Source organism: Kitasatospora sp. NPDC093102, from assembly GCF_040683915.1.
Classification (GTDB): domain Bacteria; phylum Actinomycetota; class Actinomycetes; order Streptomycetales; family Streptomycetaceae; genus Kitasatospora.
This window is the reverse complement of record NZ_JBFBFA010000005.1, coordinates 234,482-253,201: the sequence shown is the minus strand read 5'-3', so window position 1 is coordinate 253,201 and position 18,720 is coordinate 234,482. Positions and strand designations below refer to the sequence as shown.

Genomic DNA, 18,720 nt, shown 5'->3' with positions numbered 1-18,720 from the left:
ACGTGATCGCGGCCGACCGGCGCCGATGGCTAAGGTGGCAGCCATGGACGTCAAGGACGGGTCGGCGACCCGTGACACCGGCAGGGGCGCGGCACGCGGCACGTACGCGGTGGGCGACGAGCGGCGCTCGCGCATCCTGGACGCCGCCGTCGAGCACTTCGCCCAGTGGGGCTTCCACGCGACCTCACTGGCCCGGATCGCCAAGGACGTCGGCATCACCCAGGGCGGGCTGCTGCACCACTTCCGCACCAAGGAGGCCCTGCTGGTCTCGGTGCTGGAGGCCAGCGACGAGCACGACACCGAGCGGTTCTTCGCGGAGGAGTGCACAAGCGTCGCCGAGTGGTTCCACCGCCTCCTCGACCTGACCGACCACAACAGCCGCCGCCCGGGCCGCACCCGGATGTTCAACGCCCTGGTCGGCGAGTCCGGCGACCCGGACCACCCGGCCCACGCCTTCTTCGCCCGCCGCTACCGCACCCTGGTCGACGACGCCGCGCAGTCGCTGCGGCGGGGCGTGGACAGCGGTGAACTGCGCCCTGACACCGACTGCGCGGCCGAGGCCCGACAGCTGCTGGCGGTCATGGACGGGCTGCAGCTCCAGTGGGTGCTCGACCCGGAGGCGGTGGACATGACCGCCCAGCTGGGCGGATATCTGGCGCGGCTGTACCGGGGGCTCTCCACGACCGGGTCGGACCTGCCGCCGCGCCCGGTGGAGTAGCGGGAACTCGCCGCAGGGCCGGGTCCCTCCCCCACTGAAGGGGCCCGGCGGTCCGCGTGCCTCAGGCCGGTTCGGCCCGGGCCAGGGCCCGGCGGCCCTCGGCGATCCGGCCCGGATCCCACCCGCGCCGGGGAACGGAGTCGAGCAGCAGCCGGGTGTAGGCGTGCCGGGGCTCGGTGAGCACCCGGACGGTCGGCCCGGCCTCGACGACGCGCCCGCCCCGTAGCACCGCGACCTCGTCGGTCAGGTGCCGCACCACCGCGAGGTCGTGGCTGACGAACAGGAAGGCGATCCCGGACTCCCGGCGGATCCCGGCGAGCAGGTCGAGGATCTGCGCCTGGATCGACACGTCGAGCGCGGCCACCGCCTCGTCCAGGATCAGCACCTTCGGTTCGGCGGCCAGCGCCCGGGCGATGGCGACGCGTTGGCGCTGCCCGCCGGAGAGCGCGCGGGGCAGTGCGGCGGCCTCACGCCCGCCGAGGCCGACCTGGTCGAGGAGTTCGGCGACCCGGTGGCGGCGGCCGGCCGGGTCGAGCGCGAAGTGCAGCCGCAGCACCTCCTCGATGCACGCGCCGACCGGGATCCGCGGGTCGAGCGACAGGTACGGGTCCTGGAAGACCAGCTGGATGCCGCGGGCCCGGGCCGGCCGTTCGGCACGCCTGCGCGGGCGCACCGAGCGGTCCGCGCCGTCCAGGTGGACGGTGCCCCCGTCGGGCTCCTCCAGCCCGACGAGGATGCGGGCGGTGGTGGTCTTGCCGCAGCCGGACTCCCCGACGATGCCGAGCGCACCGCCGGGCGGCAGGGTGAAGGAGACGCCGTCCACCACCCCGAGGCGATCGCCGCCACGATCCTGGACCGGATCGAGCTCGCGCCCGCCTGGCAGCCTTATGTCAACAGCATTGACGTTGAAGCGGATGCGGGGATCTGATGGCGGCATTCGGAGGCCAGATCCTCCATGCACCGAAGGAGCCCCCGCCATGGCCGACCCCGTCCACGCCCTCCGGGACGCCCAGCCCGTACCGTTCTGGCTCGACGACCCCGACCGGCCCACGCCCGCCTCCGCCCTGGTCGGCGACGTACGCTGCGACCTGCTGGTGGTGGGCGGCGGCTACAGCGGCCTGTGGACCGCGCTCATCGCCAAGGAGCGCGACCCCTCGCTCGACGTCGTCCTCGTCGAGGCGCAGGAGACCGGCTGGGCCGCGTCCGGCCGCAACGGCGGCTTCTGCGAGGCCAGCCTCACCCACGGCCTCGCCAACGGACACCAGCGCTGGCCCGGCGAACTCGACGCCCTGGAGCGGCTCGGCGCCGCCAACCTCCAGGCCATGGAGGACACCGTCAAGCGCCACGGCATCGACTGCGACTGGGAGCGCACCGGCTCCCTCGTCGTCGCCACCGAGCCCTACCAGGTCGACGGGCTGCACGAGTTCGCCGAACTCGCCGCCCGCTACGGCAGCCGGCTCGACTTCCTGGACCGCGAGGCCGTCCGCGCCGAGATCGACTCCCCCACCTTCCTCGGCGCCCTGTGGGACCGTGAGGGCGTCGCCATGCTCAACCCCGCCCGCCTCGCCTGGGGCCTCAAGCAGGCCTGCCTCGACCAGGGCGTGCGGATCTTCGAGAACACCCGCGCGACCGGCCTGACCGACTCCCCGCGCGGGATCACCGTCCGCACCCCGTACGGCCGCATCGGCGCCCGCCGCGTCGCACTCGCCACCAACGTCTTCCCCTCGCTGCTGCGCCGCCACCGCCCGTACACCGTGCCGGTCTACGACTACGCGCTGATGACCGAGCCGCTGACCGAGGCGCAGCTCGCCTCGGTGGGCTGGCAGGGCCGCCAGGGCTTCTCCGACAGCGCCAACCACTTCCACTACGTCCGGCTCTCCGCCGACAACCGCATCCTGTTCGGCGGCTACGACGTGGTCCACCAGTTCCGCGGCCGGGTGCGGGCCGAACGCGACCAGCGGCCGGAGACCTTCGCCACCCTCGCCCTGCACTTCTTCCGGACCTTCCCCCAGCTGGAGGGCCTGCGCTTCACCCACGCCTGGGGCGGCGCCATCGACACCTGCACCCGGTTCAGTGCCTTCTTCGACCTCTCCCACGACGGCCGGGTCGCCTACGCCGCCGGATTCACCGGCCTCGGCGTCGGCGCCACCCGCTTCGGGGCCGAGGTGATGCTCGACCTCCTGGCCGGCGCCCGCACCGAACGCACCGTCCTCGACCTGGTCCGCCGCAAGCCGCTGCCCTTCCCGCCCGAACCCGCCCGCTCGATCGGCATCGGCATCACCCAGTGGGCCCTCACGCGCGCCGACGCCAACGCCGGCCACCGCAACCTCTGGCTGCGCACCCTCGACCGCTTCGGCCTCGGCTTCGACAGCTGACGGCTCCGGCCGCCGCCCCGCCCGACCTCGGCCGGGGCCAGGAGGCTCGCGCCGCGGCGGCGGCCGCCCGGACAACGGGCTCGCCTCGGACGTCGTGACCCTCCTCGGCCACCGTTCCCGGGCGGGCGCAGCCGTCCGGTACCGAGCCGCCCCCGCCCGCTGCCGCCCGACCGCCGACGCCCGCACCACGCCGGTGCGGTCAGGACAGGTAGTCCTCCAGCCCGCCGTCGCGCCGGATGTCCAGGGTGACGCAGTGGATACCGCCGCCGAGCGCCCGGGAGTGCCGCAGCCGGATCGGCAGGACGGTGATCCCGGCGTGCTCCAGCAGCTTGATCAGGCTCTCCTGGCCTGCCTCGACGATCGCCGTGTCCGGGGAGACCATCAGCAGGTTCATGCTGATCCAGCTCTCGCTGAGCGCGTGCTCGGGCGTGTCGCCGGAGGGCTCGGCCGGCGGGCACCACAGGATGTCCCAGCCCCGCAGCGGCTCGGGGACGGTCTCCGGGGTGATCCGCTCGGGGTTGAGCAGCACCAGCCCCGGCCGCAGCAGCGCGATGGTGCTGTCGATGTGGGTGTAGCCGTAGATGTCGCGCAGCGGGTGCAGCCGCAGGCCGCCGTCGCCGAGCAGGCCGAGGGTCGATTCGAGCCACCGCAGGCCGAGTTCGTTCCCGCTGCGGGAGACCTGGTAGAAGACGTCCCGGCCGAGCCGCAGGACGTTCGCGGCGTCGAAGACCGGCTCGGCCTCGCCCAGCAGCGGAAGCCCGTCCGCGTCGAACTCGAAGAGCTCGTCCTTCAGTTGCGGACGGGGCGCGGCCAGCCAGCGCGCGCCGCGGCGCAGGTAGTCCTGGAAGAGCCCGCGCAGCCCGAAGACCTCGAAGTAGCGCTGCCGCATCGGGCTCGCGACCTCGATCAGGGTCTCGCCGACCACCAGGGTGAGGTCCCGCGGGCAGTAGGAGTGGAAGCCGCCGTCGGCCTTCCAGAGCGGGGAGGCGAACTCGGCGGCGTGGTCGACCGCTTCGGGCTGGTGGACGGTCACGCCGAGGCCGCGCAGGGTGGCCGCCAGCGCGTCCAGGTCCTCCTCGGTCTCCTCCACGACCTGCTGCGGGTAGGGGCCGATCTCGATCGAGGCGAGGTCGGCGGCGCTGGTCTTCGGGAAGCAGGACAGCCAGGAGGACGGTTCGGTCTGCTCGGGCAGCCGGGCGCCGACGGCGGTCCCGACCACGACCTCCCGCAGGGTGGTGAACTCGTCCCAGCTGTGCACCGGACGGGCCGAATCGGACATGACTCCCCCTTGACACGGGTTAAGGGAAACGCGGATGAGGCGGCGAATGCGACGGCTTCGAACCGCACCTCGGACGGCGGGGCCGGGCCGGCACCGAGCGAGCGCGAGCCGCCGACGGAGCCGGGTCCCCCCGAACATGCGGAACCAGCAATGGAAATCGGAACGGATTCATCGCCGGAGCGGCTCCGGCCGACCACCGCGTACGGGAAATCACCGGCCGGGCAGCCGAATTCGCTTTTCGGAGGGCCGGGATCGACCGTCAAGCTACCCGGATGACCGACGGCGGCGCAAGGACCGTGATCGGCATCGAATGCGCCGCCGTGGTGAACCGCCGGTCGATCCGACCGTTGTTCGACTCCCTTGTTCCGATGCTGATCAATACCCGGGCGAGGGCCTGGCCGAGGCACTCGCGCGACCGGCCACCGCCCCTCCGCGCCGCGGCCCGGCGCTCACCACCGCCAGGCCCGACGGATCCGGCTCCCGCCCGCCAGGGCCAGCAGCGCCCCGCCCGCCGCGGCGACCCCGGCCACTGCGAGGTTCTGGCGCTGCGCGCGGCGCCGGTCGGCGACGGCCGCCCGGGCCGAGGCCGCCAGGAAGGCCCGCTCGATCCCGGCCGCGGCCAGCTCGCCGGCCGCCACCTGCCGCATGAGCTGCTCCAACCGGACGCCCCGGTAGAGCAGTTCCGGATCCCGGTCGCCGGCTGCCCAGCCCCGCGCGGCCGCGGTGAGCCTGCGCTGCTCCCCCAGCGCCTCGCGACCCTCCGCCAGCCACCCGCGCAGCCTGGGCCAGGCCTGCGGCAGCGCGTGGTGGGACAGCTCGACGGTGTCCCGGTCCACCATCACGAGCCGTGCCCGGATCAGCCGTTCCATCACCTCGGGGACGCCGGGGTCGTCGAACTCGGCCCGCCGGACCGGCTTGCGGGTGCCCTCGTCGCTTCCCGCCCCCAGGCCGTCATCCGGCACCGGCTCGCCACCGGGCGTCAGCCCGTCGCCCAGGGCCGTCGCACCACCGGCGGCGTCCTCGCCGGCACCGGGCAGCTCCCCGCCGAGCCGCAGGAACACCGCCTGCGCCCGCGCCTGATCGGCTGCCTCCAGCCCGTTGTACAGCGCCTCCGCCGTCCGGGCCAGCGCGCCCTCGAAGCCTCCGGTGGCCTGGAACCCGGCCAGGGTGAGCGCGTTGCCGCTGCGCCGTCGCCAGGTCTCCAGCAGGGCCGCGGACACCAGCGGGAGCGCGCCCGGCTGTTGTGCGGCGGTCGAGATGAGGACGGCCAGCAGGGCACCCTCGACGGTGCAGCCGGACCGTAACGCCGGCTCGGTGATCGCCCGCCGCAGCTCGTCCGGCGCCGGACGACCCACCGACAGCACCGCGTGCCGGCCGGCCTCGGCCAGCCCCTGGTGCTCGGCGAACAGCGGCCCGCACTGGTCCGAGCGGAGCACCAGCACCACCCGGCAACGAGCCGGCGCCGCCACCGGCAGCCCGTCCGGTGCCTCGCCCGGAGTGCCCGTGGCGGTCGCCACCAGCGCGTCCAGGAAGCGCGCCCGCTCGGCGGCGTCCCGGCAGCGGGTGCGCAGTTGCTCGCCCTGGTCCACCACCAGCACCGGATCTCCGGCCGGCGGTCCGAAGACGCCTCGCGCCGTCTCCCCGACTCGCTGCCCGAGCCGGGCGAGCGCGAGCGCGTACGCCTCCATCGGTCGTTCACCGGGAGTCAGCAGCGCCACCGGGACACCGCCGTCGGCCGGGGGCCGGCCCGCTCCGCCCCCGGCCCCGGTTCTCCCCCCAGTAGCCGCACCGGTGCCGGGAGGCCCGCCGAGCCGGGCCGGCAGACCGGCCCTGACCAGCGAGGACTTGCCTGCCCCGGACGGCCCGGAGAGGATCACCAGCCGCCGCTCGGCCAGCAGGGCGGCCAGCCGGTCCAGCAGCGCCTCGCGGCCGAAGAACCGCTCGGCGTCGGCCGCCTCGAACGCCGCCGCACCGGGGTAAGGGGCCCGTCCGGCGTCCTGGACGCGCCGCCGGGCGGCGGTGTCGGCGGCCAGTTCGGCGGCGAGCAGCTGCCAGCGGTGCCGCCACTCCCGCACGTCCCCGCCGCAGGCCTGCACATAGGCGAGGGTGACGGCGAGACTGGGCAGCCGCCGGCCGCCCGCGGCCACCGACAGACTGGCCGCCGAACAGTGCGCCCGGAGGGCGAGTTGACGGTACGGCGGACATCCGGCGCGCTCCCGCAGGGCCCGCAGATCACCCGCGAAGCTCAGCAGCGGCCCGTCCCCGGGGTCCAGTGGACTTTCCCGACGAGGCACTACGGCCCCCTTCTCCCTTGAAGCGGTGTCCTGAAATCCCTGAGTGCCCACGCGCCACTCGCGCCGCGCGCGCCTCGTGTCGATCCCCCCCGGTGATTCATCATGCACAGCAGCGCTGGCGTCAAACAATGGTGCGTGCGGGTCGGTTGTTCCGAGTTGATGTTCAATGTCCAGCCGCACGGCGCCGAACAAAGCCGGTGGGATAGAACCGGAACCCGCAGCCTTCGCTGACTTCGGAGATATCCATGAAGTTCACGCGGTACTGCCGTTCCCTCCTGTCCACACCCGCGATGGCGGTGGAGCGGTACACCAAGAGCCACCAGTCCGGGGCCGACATCGCCATGGTCGATCTGGAGGATTCGGTCCCACCCGCCCGAAAGGAGGAGGCTCGTCGGCTCGCCGAGGAGTTCTTCGCGCTCCCGTCCACCAAGCTCGCGCGCAGCGCGGTGCGCATCAACGCCCTTTCCGGACCGGACGGTCTGCGTGACCTGATCGCCATCACCCGGTACCGCGTCAAGCCGGACCTGGTGCTCATCCCGATGGCCGAGTCCCCCCGGGACATCGGGATCGCCGCCGGCGCGCTCGCTGCGGACTGTCCGGAGACGGAGTTCCTGGCCGTCGTGGAGACCCCGCTGGGCATCGAGCACGCGCCCGCCATCGCGGCCGCCGGGCACCGGCTGCGCGGGCTGGTCTTCGGCTCGGCCGACTACGCCTTCGCGGTCGGCGCCCGGCTCTCCTGGGAGGCCCTGGCCCACGCCCGCGCCCGGGTGGTCAACAGCGCCCGGGCCACGGGCGTGGAGGCGATGGACGCGCCGTTCTTCGAGGTCTCCGACCTCGCCGGGCTGCGCCGGGAGGCGGGGCTCGCCCGGGACTTCGGGTTCAGCGGCAAGATCGCCGTCCACCCGCGCCAACTCGCAATGATCAACGACACGTTCAGCCCGGACGAGGAGCTGCTGGCGCGCGCCCGCCGGGTGGTCGCGGCGGGGCTGGAGAACGGCCGCTCGGTCACCGTGGTGGACGGGGTGATGGTCGGCATGCCGTTCTTCGAGGCCTCGCAGCGTCTGATCGACCAGTTCGACCCGCCCCGGCCCGACGGCTCGCACCACTCGCCGCAGCAGCCACAGCACCACCCGCAGGACCACGCGCCCACCGACTCCCCGAACCACGCGACGGAGAAGTGACGATGACCGAAGAATCCATCCTCGGCCCGCGCCGGTACCGCAACGCCGAGGCCATGCTGGCCACCGCCGACCCGGTCTGGCAGGCGGCCGCCGCCAACGGCCTGATCGGCATCACGGTGGACTCGGAGTCCAACAACCGGCTGATCGTCCGCGAGACCGGCCACGAGTTCGCCAACATGGTCTCCTGCGCCTACCTGGGCCTGAACAACCACCCCTCGGTCGCGGCCGCCGCGGTGGACGCGCTGGCCGAGTCCCGCAGCACCTGGCTGGTCACCTCCACCACCCGGATCCGGCACAACCTGCTGGTGCGCCTGGAGGAGGAGCTGGGCGAGCTGTTCGGCGCGCACATCCTGCCCGGAGCGTCCTGCACCGCGCTCACCGCCGGCATCCTGCCGCTGATCGCCTCCGGCCACCTGGACGGCACCTGTCAGGGCGGCGGCGGGCCCCGGGTGATGGTCTTCGACCGCTTCTGCCACTTCTGCATGGCGTACGTGAAGCCGATCTGCGCCGACGAGTCGCTGGTGCTGACCTGCCCGCACAACGACCTGAACTACCTGGAGGACATCTGCCGCAAGTACCCGCGGGTCGCGTACGTGGCCGACGGCGCGTACTCGATGGGCGGCGCGGCGGCCCTCGACGGCCTGCTCGAACTCCAGGACCGCTACGGGCTGTTCCTCTACATCGACGACTCCCACTCGCTGTCCATCATGGGCGAGCGCGGCGAGGGCTTCGTCCGCTCCCGGCTGGAGATGAACCCGCTGACGGTCATCGTCGCCAGCCTCGGCAAGGGCTTCGGCACCGGCGGCGGCGTCGCGATGCTCGGCAACCGCGAGCAGTTCGAGTTCCTGCACCGGCACGCCGGCCCGGTCGGCTGGTCGCAGAACGTCGCGCTGCCGCTGGTCGGCGCCTCGCTGGGCAGTGCCGCCATCCACCGCTCGCCCGAACTGGCCGAACTTCAGGCCCGGTTGAACCGCAACATCGACCTCTTCGACGAGCTGCTGCCGACCACCTTCGCGGGCAACGGCCTGCCGGTGCGCCGGGTCGACGTCGGGGACGCCGAGCGCGCGGTCAAGCTGTCCGCCCAGCTCTACGAACGCGGCTACTACAGCTCGGCGGTGTTCTTCCCGATCGTGCCCAAGGGCGAGGCCGGGCTCCGGCTGATGATGCGCGCCGACATGGACGAGCGGCTGATCCGCGACTTCGCCGGCCACGTCAAGGAACTCACCGCCGACCTCTAGGACCTGGGAGCAGCCGCGATGGACGCAACCGAACCCGCCGGCTACCGGCGGATCGGCGAACGCCGCTACCGCGAGGTGGTCGGGCGCTACTACGAGGAGTTCGAGGTCGGCGAGGTGGTCGAGCACCGCCCCGGGCGGACCGTCACCGAGCTCGACAACGTGCTGATGAGCATGCTGAGCATGAACGACGCCCCACTGCACATCGACGCCGCCTACAGCGAGCACACCCCGTGGGGGAAGCCGATCGTCTCCAGCCTGGTGACGCTCAGCATCGTCGGCGGGATGACCGCCCGCTCGACGAGCGGGCGCACCATCGCCAACCTCGGCTGGGAGAACATCCGGATGACCCACCCGGTGTTCGCCGGCGACACCCTCTACGCGGAGACCGAGACCCTCGCCAAGCGGCTGTCCAAGAGCCGTGCCGGGCAGGGCATCGTGCGCTGCCGCACCACCGGGACGAAGTCCACCGGCGAGGCCGTGGTGGTGTTCGAACGCAGCTTCCTCGTCCCGCTGCGCGGCCACGGCCTGGACGAGGTCGCCGGGTACTGACGTACCGCCGGGCCCGGCGGTCTCCACCGTCGGGCCCGGTGCGCAGGCGGGGAGGGCGGCCGGCCGGCCGCCCTCCCCGCACGTCGCTCACTTCTCGCGGCGGACGTCCACCAGCACCTTGCCCACCGTCTCCCGCGCGGCCATCGCCCGGTGCGCCGCGGCCACCCCGGACAGCGACACGGTCCGGTCGATCCGCGCCACCAGCCGCCGCTCGGCGGCGAGCCGGAACAGGTGGTCGGCGATGCCCTCGAACAGCGCCCGGTCCGTCAGGACGTGCTTGAGCCAGAAGCCCTGCACCCCTGCCGAGCGCTCGGTCAGCTCGCCCATCGTGAAGCCGTCCTCCACCCCGCCCCGCGCCCCGACCGACACCAGCCGCCCGAAGGGGGCCAGTCCGGCCAGCCCGGCACGCAGCACCCGGCCGCCGACCGAGTCGAAGAACAGATCCAGCCCGCCCGACTCCGCGAGCCGCCCGGCCAGCTCGGGGTCCTCGGGGTCGAGCACGGAGTCGGCGCCCAGCGAGCGCACGAACTCCCGCTTCTCCGGGGTGGAGGCCAGGCCGACCACCCGGCCCGCGCCCAGCGCCCTGGCCAGCTGCACCGCCAGGTGACCGACCCCGCCCGCGGCTGCGGTCACCGCGACGGCCTCGCCCGGCCGCAGCCGCCCCGCCAGGGTCAGCGCGCCGTAGGCCGTCGCGCCCTGCTCCAGCAGCGCGAGCGCCTGCTCGTCGTCCACGCCGTCCGGCACCTCCACCGTGTGCGCCGCCTCGGGGACGGCCACCGGGGCGTACCCGCCACCGGTGCGCAGCAGCGCGACGACCCTCCGGCCGTCCTCGCGGCGCCGCCCGACCACGTCGACGCCGAGCACCGCCGGCAGCGGGAAGCGGAGGTACTCGCCGGTGCGGCACTCCAGGTCGGCGTAGTTGAGCCCGGCCAGGGTGACGTCGACCAGCACCCGGCCCGGGCCGGCCACCGGTTCCGGCACCGTCCCGATGCGGAGCTCCTCCGGCCCGCCGTAGCGGTGGATCACCAGCGCACGCATCCCGTTCCCGTCCCCTTCCACCTCGTCCACGGTCGCCTCGTCCACGTCCGCCTCGGGCCTCATGCCGGCGAACAGCGCGAGCAGCGCGGTCTCCAGGGTGCGGACGGCCTCCGGGCTCTCGCCGACCACGCAGTACATCACCGAGCCGTCGGCCGGCCCGAAGTCGCTGCTGTACAGCACGCCGGTGCCGGTCCGCGGGTCGAAGGCCAGTCCGGCCGCGCCGACCGCCTCCACGGCCTGCGCGAAGGACGGCACCTTGAGGCCGCCGAGCTCCAGGATGTAGCGCGAGCCGCGGTGTTCCTCGCGCAGCAGGCGGCCGAAGAAGACGTCGTGCAGGTGGCTGGAGCCGGTGAGCCGGCCGTTGGTCTCGTGGAAGTAGATCTCGCCCTTGGGGGTCAGCACGGCGTCCGCACTGACCGTGCCCCGGTACCCGATCACCCGCAGTGCCTCGCACAACCGGGCACCCTGGTCGACGAGTTCGGCCAGGACGCCCGAGTCCGGGGTGACCGGCGGGGTGATCTCCCCGACCACCACCGGCCGCATGACCATCTCGCCGCAGCCGGCGAGCACCACGGCCGTGTCGTCGACGACGAACTGGGCGTACAGCGGCGCGCAGTCGGCGAAGTACCGCTCCACCACCACCCGCTGGCCGCGCCCGCCGGTCAGCCAGGTCCACCGATCGGCCACGTACGCGGCCACCGCTGCCCGGTCCGGCAGCGGCACCACCCGCTCGGCGCCGACCGCCTCCACCTGCTCGTCCCGGGCGAGGATCTCGTTGCCGAAGCCGCCCGCCTGGTACTCGACCTTCACCATCACGCTGTGCCCCTGCGCCAGCAGGTGCTCGACGGCGGCCTCCACCTCCGCGGGTGAGCCGGCCACCCTCCCCGGCGGGATCGGCACCCCGGCACCGGCGGCCAGCGCCCGGAACCCCGCCTTGCTGTTGACCAGGGCGTTGCCGCCCTGCGCGGCGAAGGGCTGACCGGGCATGGCCTGCGCCACGCCGAGCGCGGCCGCCAGCTCGGCCACCGCGCCGTTCGGCGAGATGGCCAGCACCTCGTCGAGGGTGCGCCCGTCCAGGACGCGGCGCAGCTCCGCCCGGAAGCCCGGGTCGGCCAGGCGGTCGGTGGTGAGCACCTGGTCGCCCTGGGCGCCCGGCGGCGGTACCACGAAGGTCAGGCTGTCGGCCCGCACACCGGTCAGCCCGGTGACGTACGCCAGGTACTCCGGGTCGGGCTCCCTGGGCAGCACCAGGACGTCGCCGTCCTCGGCCCACCAGAGCATCCGCTGCGCCCCGCACCCGGCGAACAGCTGCTCCGGCGGCGTCATCCCGGTGAGGTCCCCGACCATCTCCTCGGTGCGGCTGTTCGCGATGCAGAGCGTCGTCATCTGGTGAACTCTCCCGGTGTTCGGCGCTGTTGCGACCCAAGGTCCTGGTCCCGCGCACGGCACGGATGTGGCGTGCGCTACTGGTGTAGCGCACCGGGGTTGTTCCGGCTCGGCCCTCGGTCATTGAACAAAACGCCGAACAACCGGCGGCCCCGCCGTCCTCCTGGCGCGGAAGGGCTCGGCCGCCGTCGGCCGCGGTCCGGAGCCGGCCGCTGACCGGCTCCGGACCGCGACGGTGCACCGGGGTGCGGGAGGTCAGCGGGACCTCAGTGGGACGTCAGCGGGACCTCAGCGGCCCTGGAGGCGCTTGACGTTGTCGCCGAAGCTCCAGCCCTTCGAGCCGTCCCAGTTGACCGACCACGTCATGAGCCCCTTCAGCGAGCCGCTGAAGGCGTTCCACGACTGGCCGACCAGGCCCGGGTCCAGGTAGCCGCCGCCCGCGCCGGGCTGGGCCGGCAGGCCGGGCACCTGCTTGTCGTAGGGCACCTTGATGGTGGTGCCCTGGATGGTCAGGCCGTTGTTCAGGCAGCTGGTCTGCGCGGTGAAGCCCTGTACGGTACCGGCCTGGTAGGAGTCCCCGGAGCAGCCGTACATGCTGCCGTTGTAGTACTGCATGTTCAGCCACCACAGTTGCCCGTTGTCGGCGTACTTCTTGACGATCGGCAGGTAGGCACCCCAGATCGACCCGTAGTTGACGCTTCCGCCGGTGACGTACGCGGTTTCGGGGGCCATCGTCAGGCCGAAGCCCGCGGGCATCTGGGCCAGCACGCCGTCGATGATGCGCATCAGGTTGGCCTGGGAGGCGGACAGCGTGGTGATGTTGCCGCTCCCGGACAGGCCGGTCTCGATGTCGATGTCGATCCCGTCGAAGTTGTACTTCTTGAGGATCGGGACGACGGTCGCCACGAACCGGTCGGCGACGGTGCTGGAGCTCAGGTCGATGCCGGCGGCGGCACCGCCGATCGACATCAGGATCGTCGCCCCGGCCGCCTTGGCCTGGCACATCTCGGCGGGGGTCGAGACCTTGACGTTGCTGTCCATGCCGTCCTGCCACAGGACGGTGCCGTCCGAGAGGATCACCGGGAAGGCGGCGTTGATGACGTTGTAGCCGTGTGCGGCCATCCGGCTGTCCGTGATGGGGACCCAGCCCATGCCGGGGTGGACGCCGTTCAGGGCGCCGTCCCAGTTCTCCCAGTACCCCTGCAGGACCTTGCCCGACGGCTTGGGCTTCGTGGGGCAGGTGTCGCCCGGCGGCGTGGTGGTGGGCGGCGTGGTGGTCGGCGGGGCCGTGGTGGTCGGCGGGGTCGTGGTGGGCGGGGCGCTGGTCGTCGGGGTGGCGGTCGGCGTGGGGCTGCTGCCGCCGGGGCCGGTGAGCGTCACGTCGTCCGCGTAGTACGCGGGCTGTCCGTACCAGCCGTGCAGGTAGACGGTCACCGAGGTGGTGTTCGCCCCGGTGGTGAAGCCGACGCCGAGCTGGCCGTACGACGGGCTGCTCGCCGTCCAGGTGGACGCGGTACCGCTGATGCCGGTGCCGGTGGCGCCCAGGTAGACGTAGCTGCCCTGGACGTAGGCGCTCAGCGTGTACTGGGAGTTGGGCTGCACGCTGACGGTCTGGGTGCACTGGGCGTTGTCCAGGCCGGTCGGCGTGGCCTGTAGCGCGGAGGCGCCCGAGTGGACCGGGCTCCCGACGGCCGCGCCGGAGCCGCCGGTGCAGGTCCAGTCGGAGAGTCCGTTCTCGAAGCCGGGGTTGGCCACCAGGTTCGGGGTGGCGGCCCCGGCCGTGACGGTGCCGGCCACGGCGATGCCGGCACCGATGACGGCGGCGGCGCAGACCCCGGCGAGGGAGCGCCTCAGGGCGGTCGGTCCGTGCTGGGCGCCACCGGTCCGGTTCGGCTGCGATGCGCGTTCCACGGTCGTCCGCTGCGGGCGGGGAACTCGGAGCGGCTCGTTCCCGGCCTGCTCGCCTTCGAGGCGGCCGGGATCCGGGCAGGGGCGGAAAGCGCCCGGCGGACGCGGAGTGCGCGACCTTCGACGGAACATGCTGTGCTCCCTTTTCCGCCGAGCGTCATGGACATGACCGACGCGTGGGGGCGTGACGCCCGGCTCTGGGTGAGGTGGGGGACGTGCGAGGCTGTGCCGGACCGGATCGTAGGAGGGGCGGCAATGACCGTCAATAGGTCTGGACCAATCGCGGGAATTGCGGCTCGCCGGCCCCTCCCCCGCGGGCGACCGGGCCCGCGACGTTCCGGCTCGTCGGCGGCGGTCAGCCGCGTCCCCGGGGTCGTCGTGGCACAGCATCCCGCCCCGCCTCGCGTGCCGGCTGCTTGCCGACACGCGAGGCGGCCGGGAACCTCCTACCGCATGTGAATCCGTCGCCGAGGACTCCCCGGCCCCCGGATCCCGGCTTCCGGCAGGTCGCTCGACCCGGCCGACCGGGGCCGCCGACGCCCTGCTGTCCCACTTCTCACGGCACGCCGTCGCTCACCCCGGTCGGCGCGTCGGACGGCCTGCTACCGGGCGGAGTCCGGCTTGGCGGTGAGCAGCGCCGTGATCTCGTCGGCGAGATGCGGGCCGAGCTCGCCCCAGCCGTCCTTGTAGCCGTAGACGCCGGCCAGGGTGCGGGCCTCGTAGTCGCCGTTCATGATCTCGATGTCGTTGGCCGTGATGAGTGCCGGGTGGGCGACGCCCACGGCCGCCGAGACCTTCATCAGCTCCTTGCGCAGGGTCCGCAGGTAGACAGCGGCCCGGGTGGCCTTCGAGGCCGGGTCGAGGCCGCGGGCCAGCCACGGGTTCTGGGTCGCGATGCCGGTGGGGCACTTGTCGGTGTGGCACTTCTGCGCCTGGATGCAGCCGATCGACAGCATCGCCTCACGGGCCACGTTGATCATGTCGACGCCCAGGGCGAAGGCGACCGCGGCGTTCTCGGGCAAGCCGAGCTTGCCGGAGCCGATGAAGGTCAGGTCGTCGGTCAGGCCCAGCTCGGCGAAGGTGCCGTAGACCCGGGAGAAGCCCATCCGGAACGGCAGCGACACCGAGTCGGCGAAGATCCGCGGCGCCGCGCCGGTACCGCCCTCGCCGCCGTCGATCGTCACGAAGTCGACCCCGCGGTCACCACGGGCCATCAGCGTGGCCAGCTCCTGCCAGAAGCCCATCTCCCCCACCGCGCTCTTGACCCCGACCGGCAGACCGGTCTCGGTGGCGAGCAACTCGACGAAGTCGAGCATCGAGTCGACGTCGCTGAACGCGGTGTGCCGCGACGGGGAGGCGCAGTCCTTGCCGACCGGGATGCCGCGGATCCCGGCGATCTCCGGGGTCACCTTCGCGCCCGGCAGCATCCCGCCCAACCCCGGCTTGGCGCCTTGGGAGAGCTTGATCTCTATCGCCTTGACCGGAGCACCGGCGACCACCTCCTTGAGCTTGTCAAGGTTGAAACTGCCGTCCTCGTCGCGGCAGCCGAAGTACGCCGTGCCGAGCTGGAGGACGAGGTCACCGCCGTTGCGGTGGTGCGGCGAGAGGCCGCCCTCGCCCGTGTTGTGCATCGTGCCCGCCAGCGCCGCCCCCTTGTTGAGCGCCGTGATGGCCGCGCCGGAGAGCGATCCGAAGCTCATCGCCGAGATGTTCACCACGCTCGCCGGCCGGAACGCCCCGGCCCGCCCGCGCGGCCCGCCCAGCACCTTGGCCGAGGGCAGCGGAGCCTGCGGATCGTGCAGGTCGGGCAGCGTGTCGGCGAACGTGCGCTGCTTCAGGTAGGCGTGCCCCTGGACGTGCTCGACGTCGACCTCGGTTCCGAAGCCGAAGTAGTTGTTCTCCTCCTTCGCCGACGCGTAGATCCACGTGCGCTGGTCACGGCTGAACGGGCGCTCCTCCTCGTTGGAGGTCACGATGTACTGCCGCAGCTCCGGCCCGATCGTCTCCAACAGGTACCGGGCGTGCCCGATCACCGGGAAGTTCCGGAGCAGCGCGTGCCTCTTCTGGATGAGGTCGCGGGCAGCCAGAACCGCCACCGCTGTTGCGGCGGCCGCGCCGATCTTCCGGGCTCGCATGGACGTTCCTCCTCGATGCACGACTCCGTCGCCGGACGTGGAGCCGTTGTCGTGTTGGCTGTTGGACGGCGCGCACACGGCCGAACGGGCAGCAGCGTCCGTCGAAGGACTGCGGAACGATGTTAGGAGGCCCCGCGGACGGGCCTGCCGTCAGGGGGCTAATCCGGAACAAGAACTGGCTGTCCAAGCTGGTCAGGAGCAGCGGCAAGTGGATCCCGGACCCGTCGTGGAGCGCGACCGGCAACCGGATCCGCTTCGCGGGCGGCTCGGCGCGCCGGGCTCCGAGGGGCTGACGGTCGGCGGCAACGGGCCACGTCTACGTGACCTCCGAGCGCGACGACACCGACAACACGGCCCCCCGGACACGATCGTGACTCCTCCGGACCGGTCGGTGTGCGGGGCGGGCCGTCCGGACTGCCACCGGTACGTCCCGCGGTCGGGCTGGCCGATTGCCGCACATGGGGCGGACGATGGAGGGACCATCCGCACGCGCCCGGGAGGAGTGTGGGAGTGGCTCGCAGCACGGCACAGGGGGGCGACCGGCCGGGGCCGGCGGATGCGACGATGGCCGCCGGCGGGCTGCTGGACGTGCTGGGGGTCGCCGCAGTGGTCCTGGACGAGCGGGGCCGGATCGTGCTGTGGAGCCCGCAGGCCGAGGAGATGTTCGGCTTCAGCGCCCAGGAGGCACTGGGCCGGCCCGCGGCGCAGCTGTTGGTGGAGGAGGAGCGGCGGCCCCAGGTGCTGGAGCTGTTCGGCCGCGTGATGTCCGGGCAGGGGCCGTGGGCGGGGGTGTTCCCCGTCCGGCACCGGGACGGGAACGTCATTCGGGTGGAGTTCCGCAACATGCGCCTGGTGGCCGAGGGGGGCCGTCTGTTCGCGCTGGGCATCGCTTCGAAGGAGCGGACGCTGCGCCGGGTGGAGCGGGACGTGGCGCTGTCCTCGCGGTTGGTGGACCAGTCACCGATCGGGCTCGCCGTGCTGGACACCGGGTTGCGGTACGTGCTGGTGAACGCGGCACTGGAACGGATCGACGGCGTGCCCTCCGGGGAGCACCTGGGCCGTACGCCCTGTGAGGTGCTGCCGCACCTGGACACCGCGATCGAGGTGCGCATGCGGGAGGTGTTGGCGTCCGGTGAGCCGGTGCTGGACGAGGTCACCACCGGGATCAGGCCGGCCGATCCGCACCGGGAGCACGCGTGGAGCGCCTCGTTCTACCGGCTGGAGGACCAGGCCGGGCGGATCATCGGGGTGGCGGTCTCGGTGGTGGACGTCACCGAGCAGCACCAGGCGGCGTTGACCGCGGCGCGGGCCCGTCGACGCCTGTCACTGATCGCGGACGCCTCGATCCGGATCGGCACCACCCTCGATCTGCCCACCACGGCGCGCGAGCTCGCCGACGTGACCGTGCCCGAGGTCGCCGACGTCGCCGCCGTCGACCTTCTGGACGCCGTCCTCGCCGGCCCCGCGCCCGGCGGTGACCCGGGCGAGGTGCGGTTCCGCGCCATGGCGATCAAGGCCGCGGATCGCAGCCCCGCACTCCGGGCCGCCGACCCGATCGGAGAGGTCGCCCGCTACGGAGCGCGGCGGCTGGTCGCCCAGTGTGTGCGCACCGGCCATCCGGTGCTGGTCCCGCAGGTGCGCGACCCGGACTTCGCCCGCGTCGCCCGCGATGCCGACGCCGCTGAGCTGCTCCGGCAGGCCGGGCTGCACTCGTACCTCGCCGTGCCGCTGATCGCCCGCGGCGAAGTCCTGGGCGCCCTGGACCTGAAGCGGACCCGAACCCCCGCCCCGTTCGACGCCGACGACATGGTGCTGGCCACCGAACTCGCCGCCCGCGCCGCCGTCTGCATCGACAACGCCCGCTGGTACCAGCAGCAGCGCCACGCGACGCTCGTCCTCCAGCGCCACCTGCTGCCGCCGCGCCACACCGCCGATCCGCCCGGCCTCGCCATCGCCCACCGGTACCAGCCCGCCACCACCGCGCACGAGACCGGCGGCGACTGGTTCGACGCCATCCCGCTGCCCGGCGAGCGCACCGCGCTCGTCGTCGGCGACGTCATGGGCTCCGGCATCACCGCGGCCGCCACCATGGGACAGCTGCGCACCAACACGCGCACCCTGGCCCGCCTGGGGCTCGACCCCGACGAGGTCCTGACGCACCTGGACGAGACCACCCGCGACCTCGGCGAGGCCATGGCCACCTGTCTCCTCGCCGTCTACGACCCGCACATCCGCACGTGCCGTCTGGCCTGCGCCGGCCACCTCCCGCCCGTCCTGGTCCGCGGCAACCACCCGCCGCGCCTGATCGACCTCGACCCCGGCGCACCGCTGGGCGTCGGCGACGTCCCCTTCCGCACCACCGACCTGCACCTGCGGGCCGGCGACGACCTGGTCCTCTACACGGACGGGCTGGTCGAGGTCCGCGACCAGGACATCGACCAGCGTCTGGAAGCCCTCACCGACCTCCTGGCCGGCCCCCACCGGGACCTGGAGGACACCTGCGACCTCCTGCTCTCCGCCCTGCGCCGCCCCGACACCGCCGACGACGTCGCCCTGCTCATCGCCCGCGTCCTGTCCTGACCGGCACGCCGTCGTCTCTTCGGTCCAGGCCCCCCTGAA

The 18,720-nt window shown here is 73.2% G+C and carries 11 protein-coding genes and 2 pseudogenes; 6 read left to right on the top strand and 7 right to left on the bottom strand.

The genetic code is table 11. The features are described 5' to 3' along the window. Nucleotides 1-43 precede the first annotated feature (43 nt). The gene (locus tag AB0O11_RS10435; protein ID WP_363383906.1) at nucleotides 44-718 is read left to right on the top strand and encodes a TetR/AcrR family transcriptional regulator; all 675 of its coding nucleotides are present in this window, start codon (nucleotides 44-46) and stop codon (nucleotides 716-718) included. Nucleotides 719-779: 61 nt separating this feature from the next. On the opposite strand, the gene AB0O11_RS10430 is transcribed toward AB0O11_RS10435, so the two are convergent. Beyond that, nucleotides 780-1,655, bottom strand: coding sequence for an ATP-binding cassette domain-containing protein (locus tag AB0O11_RS10430; RefSeq protein ID WP_363383905.1), 876 nt, complete (start codon nucleotides 1,653-1,655; stop codon nucleotides 780-782). Between the two features lie 40 nt (nucleotides 1,656-1,695). Between AB0O11_RS10430 and AB0O11_RS10425 the strand changes: the two genes are divergently transcribed. Beyond that, entirely contained in the window at nucleotides 1,696-3,093 is a 1,398-nt protein-coding gene (locus AB0O11_RS10425; protein ID WP_363383904.1) for an FAD-dependent oxidoreductase, read from the top strand. Between the two features lie 199 nt (nucleotides 3,094-3,292). On the opposite strand, the gene AB0O11_RS10420 is transcribed toward AB0O11_RS10425, so the two are convergent. Continuing rightward, the gene (locus AB0O11_RS10420; RefSeq protein ID WP_363383902.1) at nucleotides 3,293-4,372 is read right to left on the bottom strand and encodes an inosamine-phosphate amidinotransferase 1; all 1,080 of its coding nucleotides are present in this window, start codon (nucleotides 4,370-4,372) and stop codon (nucleotides 3,293-3,295) included. A gap of 449 nt (nucleotides 4,373-4,821) precedes the next feature. Next, nucleotides 4,822-6,666, bottom strand: coding sequence for a hypothetical protein (locus AB0O11_RS10415; protein WP_363383900.1), 1,845 nt, complete (start codon nucleotides 6,664-6,666; stop codon nucleotides 4,822-4,824). A gap of 245 nt (nucleotides 6,667-6,911) precedes the next feature. Between AB0O11_RS10415 and AB0O11_RS10410 the strand changes: the two genes are divergently transcribed. Genes AB0O11_RS10410 through AB0O11_RS10400 form a run of 3 tightly spaced genes read left to right on the top strand, consistent with a single transcriptional unit; the run spans nucleotide 6,912 to nucleotide 9,634 of the window. Then, nucleotides 6,912-7,847 (top strand): CoA ester lyase, encoded by a 936-nt coding sequence (locus tag AB0O11_RS10410; RefSeq protein WP_363383898.1) that lies wholly within the window; start codon nucleotides 6,912-6,914, stop codon nucleotides 7,845-7,847. A 2-nt stretch (nucleotides 7,848-7,849) separates the two neighbouring features. After that, nucleotides 7,850-9,085: an aminotransferase class I/II-fold pyridoxal phosphate-dependent enzyme gene (locus AB0O11_RS10405; RefSeq protein WP_363383897.1), complete on the top strand. Its 1,236-nt coding sequence runs from the start codon at nucleotides 7,850-7,852 to the stop codon at nucleotides 9,083-9,085. An 18-nt stretch (nucleotides 9,086-9,103) separates the two neighbouring features. After that, nucleotides 9,104-9,634, top strand: a complete 531-nt coding sequence (locus AB0O11_RS10400; RefSeq protein WP_363383895.1) for a MaoC family dehydratase — start codon at nucleotides 9,104-9,106, stop codon at nucleotides 9,632-9,634. An 87-nt stretch (nucleotides 9,635-9,721) separates the two neighbouring features. Here the strand turns inward: AB0O11_RS10400 and AB0O11_RS10395 are convergent, their stop codons facing one another. The 4 genes and pseudogenes from AB0O11_RS10395 to AB0O11_RS10380 all read right to left on the bottom strand — a co-directional run bounded on the left by AB0O11_RS10395 (nucleotide 9,722) and on the right by AB0O11_RS10380 (nucleotide 16,101). Further along, complete coding sequence (locus AB0O11_RS10395) at nucleotides 9,722-12,058, bottom strand: zinc-binding dehydrogenase (RefSeq protein WP_363383893.1); 2,337 nt, start codon at nucleotides 12,056-12,058, stop codon at nucleotides 9,722-9,724. A 288-nt stretch (nucleotides 12,059-12,346) separates the two neighbouring features. Continuing rightward, nucleotides 12,347-13,303 (bottom strand): annotated as a pseudogene (locus tag AB0O11_RS10390) (chitinase); the annotation flags it as partial. Nucleotides 13,304-13,480: 177 nt separating this feature from the next. After that, nucleotides 13,481-14,098: pseudogene (locus tag AB0O11_RS10385) on the bottom strand (carbohydrate binding domain-containing protein); the annotation flags it as partial. A gap of 470 nt (nucleotides 14,099-14,568) precedes the next feature. Then, nucleotides 14,569-16,101 (bottom strand): FMN-binding glutamate synthase family protein, encoded by a 1,533-nt coding sequence (locus AB0O11_RS10380; protein ID WP_363383892.1) that lies wholly within the window; start codon nucleotides 16,099-16,101, stop codon nucleotides 14,569-14,571. 564 nt (nucleotides 16,102-16,665) lie between these two features. Between AB0O11_RS10380 and AB0O11_RS10375 the strand changes: the two genes are divergently transcribed. Next, a complete protein-coding gene (locus tag AB0O11_RS10375) occupies nucleotides 16,666-18,681 on the top strand; it encodes a SpoIIE family protein phosphatase (protein ID WP_363384012.1) in 2,016 nt (671 codons plus the stop codon). Nucleotides 18,682-18,720 lie beyond the last annotated feature (39 nt).